Origin of the sequence: Inquilinus limosus, from assembly GCF_002195995.1 — a bacterium.
In the GTDB taxonomy this organism is placed as follows: Bacteria; Pseudomonadota; Alphaproteobacteria; order DSM-16000; family Inquilinaceae; genus Inquilinus; species Inquilinus limosus_C.
The window spans coordinates 1-3,708 of record NZ_NHON01000195.1; the positions used below are offsets into that span (position 1 = coordinate 1).

Here is a 3,708-nt window from a genome sequence, read left to right on the forward strand (position 1 = left end):
CTACGCCGCCTCGGCCGCCGCGGTGGTGGTCAACCTGCTGAACGGGACCGGCACGGGCGGCGACGCCCAGGGCGACACGCTGGCGGCCATCGAGAACACCACCGGCTCGGCCTTCAACGACACGCTGACCGGCAATGCCGGGGTGAATGTCCTGGTCGGCGGCGACGGCAACGACGCGCTCCAGGGTCTCGGTAGCGGYGACACGCTGCAGGGCGGCAACGGCATCGACACCGTYWCCTACGCCCTCTCATCCGCGGCGGTCGTGGTCACGGTCAACGGCGCCGCCTCGGGCGGCGATGCCGCCGGCGACGTCCTCTCCGGCATCGAGAATCTCACGGGCTCGGCCCTCAACGACACGCTGACCGGCGATGCCGGGGCCAACACCCTGGCCGGTGGNCATCCGCGGCGGTCGTGGTCACGGTCAACGGCGCCGCCTCGGGCGGCGATGCCGCCGGCGACGTCCTCTCCGGCATCGAGAATCTCACGGGCTCGGCCCTCAACGACACGCTGACCGGCGATGCCGGGGCCAACACCCTGGCCGGTGGCGACGGCAACGACACGCTCATCGGCCTCGGTGGTGCCGACACGCTGCAGGGCGGCAACGGCATCGACACCGCCTCCTATGCCGCCTCGGCGGCGGCGGTCGTGGTCAACCTGCTGAACGGCACCGGCTCGGGCGGCGATGCCCAGGGCGACGCCCTGTCCGGCATCGAGAACCTGATCGGATCGGCCTTCAACGACACGCTGACCGGCGATGCCGGGGCGAATGTGCTGAACGGCGGCGACGGCAACGACACGCTTCAGGGACGCGGCGGCGCCGATGCGCTGCAGGGCGGCAACGGCAACGACACCATCTCCTATGCTCTCTCCAGCGCGGGCGTCGGTGTCAGCCTCTCTGCCAACGCCGCGACGGGCGGCGATGCCGAGGGCGACAGCTTCAGCAGCATCGAGAACGTCATCGGCTCGGCCTTCGCCGACACGATCAACGGCGAGGCCGGGGCGAATGTGCTGGACGGCGGCGCCGGCGACGACGTGCTCGCGGGCCGCGGCCGCCTATGGCGCCTCCGCCGCGGCCGTCACGATCAATCTCGCCACCAACACCGCCAATGGCGGCGATGCCACCGGCGATACCTTCAACAGCATCGAGAATCTCACCGGCTCGAACTCCGCCGACAGCCTGACCGGCGATGCCGGCGCCAACATGCTCGACGGAGGCGCCGGGAACGACGCACTCCAGGGCGGCGCCGGGGCCGACACGCTGAACGGCGGCGCCGGCATCGACACAGCAAGCTATGCCGGGTCCGCCGCGGGCGTCACGGTCAACCTCACAAGCGGCGCGGCGACCGGCGGCGATGCCACCGGCGACACCTTGACCGGCATCGAGAACCTCTCCGGCTCGGCCTTCGCGGATACGCTGACCGGCGACGCCGGGGCCAACGTCCTCAACGGCGCCGGCGGGAACGACCTGCTCGCCGGCGGCGCCGGGGCCGACGCGCTGGATGGCGGTATGGGCACGGACACGGCGACCTATGCCGCGTCCGCCGCGGCGGTGGTGGTGAATCTGGCGACCGGGACGGGCACCGGCGGCGATGCTCAGGGGGATACGCTGACCGGGATCGAGAACCTCACCGGCTCCAGCTTCGCCGACCGGCTGTACGGCTCCGCCGCGACCAATACGCTGAGCGGCGGCGCTGGCGACGACCAACTCCGCGGCGGCGCGGGCGCCGACATCCTCGACGGCGGCAACGGCTCGGACTTCGCCAACTACCAGGGCTCGACTGCGGCGGTGACCGTGGACCTGCTGAACCACACCGCCACGGGCGGCGACGCCCAGGGCGATGTGCTGAGCAACATCGAGAACCTGTACGGGTCGAGCAACGACGATCATCTGTCGGGCGACAACGGCCGCAACATCATCGGCGGCGAGCTCGGCAACGATACGCTCGTCGGCAATGGCGGCGACGACTCGCTTTCGGGCGAGGGCGGCGACGACAATCTCGATGGTGGCGACGGCGCGGACCGGCTGGTCGGCGGCGACGGGGTCGATACCATCCATGGCGGCACCGGCAATGACTCGGTCGATGCCGGGACCGGCAACGACCAGGTCTTCGGCGAGGCCGGCCACGACAACATCTATGCCGGTGCCGGCGACGACACGATCGACGGCGGTGACGGCAACGACACCGTCGAAGGCGGCGCCGGGGCCGACACCATCATCGGCGGCGCCGGCATCGACACGGCCGTCTATGTCGGCTCGGCGTCAGCCGTCTCAGTGAACCTGGCGACCGGCGCGATGTCGGGCGGCGATGCCGCGGGCGACACGCTGAGCGGCATCGAGCAGGTGCAGGGTTCCGCCTTCAACGACGTGCTCACCGGCGACGCCAATGCCAACACACTGTGGGGCCTGGCCGGGGACGACGTCCTTACCGGCGGCGGGGGCGGCGATGCGCTGAAGGGCGGCGCCGGCAACGACACCTTCGTCTACACCGCCCTGTCCGACAGCGCGGTCTCCGGCATCGGCAAGGACGGCATCACCGATTTCTCGGCCGGCGACAGGATCGACCTGTCGGCGATCGATGCGGACGGCAATCCCAGCAATGGCGACACCGCCTTTACCTTCGGCACCGGTGCCTTCACCGGCACGGCGGGTGAACTGCGGGTGGTGACGGCGGGGTCGATCCAGGTGGTCTATGTCGACGCCAATGGCGACAAGGCGCCGGACTTCGCCATCAACGTCATCGCTGACCACCCGCTGTCAGCCGGCGATTTCGTGCTGTAGCCGCGGCTGATCTGGGCAATCTCGCGACCGCTTCCTGCGCAATCCGGACGTCGGGCCAAGCCACCGCGACGTCCGCTCCTCACCCGTTGCGGAAACCAAGCGCATCGGCGCCGCACTTGACCCAAGGTCCGCGCTTCGCGCCTTGCCGACCTGTGCGCACCCGCGGCGCACTTGTCGAATCCGCAATCCGCCTCTTCCCGTCAAATGGCGGGTCTTCGCCGCTCAGCCCTCGTCGGCGGCCCGGGCCACCCAGACCAGCCCGTGCCAGGGCGTGCCGTCGATGATCGAGGTGAAGTCGCGCGCGGGCTCGCGCCGCAGGCCCAGCCGCGCCATCACCGCCTGCGACCGCAGGTTGTCGGGCGCGGTGTAGGCCAGGATCTCGGAGAAGCCGAGCCGCCCGAACCCGTCGCGCAGCGCCGCCGCCGCGGCCTCGGTGGCATAGCCCTGGCCCCAGGCGTGCCGCGCCAGCCGCCAGCCGATATCGACATGGGGACCGGCCGCGTGCTCCGGCCCCGACCGCATCAGCCCGGCATAGCCCAGCACCGCGCCGGAGAGGTCCGTCACCGCCCAGCGGCAGAAACCCTGGCGGTGATAGCCGACGATGTAGCGGTCGAGCTTGGCGTCGCTGCCCGCCCGGTCCAGCGGTCCGCCCAGGTCGCGCATCACCTCGGGATCCGCGGTCAGGGCGGCGAAGGCGTCGCGGTCCTGCACCCGCCAGGGCCGCAGCCGCAGGCGCGGCGTGGCCAGGATCATGATCGATCTCGCATCAGCGCGATTCCCCCGAACGCCGTCAGGCTTTATCACGGCGGAGCCCGCCTTCGGAACCTGCGCCCGCGATCGATGTCGAGCAGCGCGTCTGGTTCAACCAGGAGCTGGTCAGCCGCAACACGCTGGTGCCCGGCGCCATCGCCATCGTCATGACCATGATC

3 protein-coding genes and 1 pseudogene are annotated in these 3,708 nt (G+C 71.0%); 3 read left to right on the plus strand and 1 reads right to left on the minus strand.

Annotated elements, in window-relative coordinates; translation table 11 throughout:
- Positions 1 to 25 precede the first annotated feature (25 nt).
- The 3 genes and pseudogenes from BWR60_RS37505 (at position 26) to BWR60_RS35755 (ending at position 2,779) form a co-directional block, all read left to right on the plus strand.
- Positions 26 to 511 carry a calcium-binding protein gene (locus BWR60_RS37505; RefSeq protein WP_429913061.1) on the plus strand — a complete coding sequence of 162 codons (486 nt, stop codon included), beginning with the start codon at positions 26 to 28 and terminating at the stop codon, positions 509 to 511.
- Positions 412 to 1,005 (plus strand): annotated as a pseudogene (locus BWR60_RS39105) (calcium-binding protein); the annotation flags it as partial. The gene BWR60_RS37505 and the pseudogene BWR60_RS39105, both read left to right, overlap by 100 nt.
- Positions 1,004 to 2,779 (plus strand): beta strand repeat-containing protein, encoded by a 1,776-nt coding sequence (locus BWR60_RS35755; RefSeq protein ID WP_088158075.1) that lies wholly within the window; start codon positions 1,004 to 1,006, stop codon positions 2,777 to 2,779. The pseudogene BWR60_RS39105 and the gene BWR60_RS35755, both read left to right, overlap by 2 nt.
- 222 nt (positions 2,780 to 3,001) lie before the next feature.
- Here the strand turns inward: BWR60_RS35755 and BWR60_RS35760 are convergent, their stop codons facing one another.
- A complete protein-coding gene (locus BWR60_RS35760) occupies positions 3,002 to 3,532 on the minus strand; it encodes a GNAT family N-acetyltransferase (protein WP_088158077.1) in 531 nt (176 codons plus the stop codon).
- Positions 3,533 to 3,708 lie beyond the last annotated feature (176 nt).

Excerpts from the sequence above, each read along its gene's own strand:
- BWR60_RS35755 (WP_088158075.1), top strand. The coding sequence starts at position 1,004 with ATGTGCTGGACGGCGGCGCCGGCGACGACGTGCTCGCGGGCCGCGGCC.
- BWR60_RS35760 (WP_088158077.1), bottom strand. The coding sequence starts at position 3,532 with ATGATCCTGGCCACGCCGCGCCTGCGGCTGCGGCCCTGGCGGGTGCAG.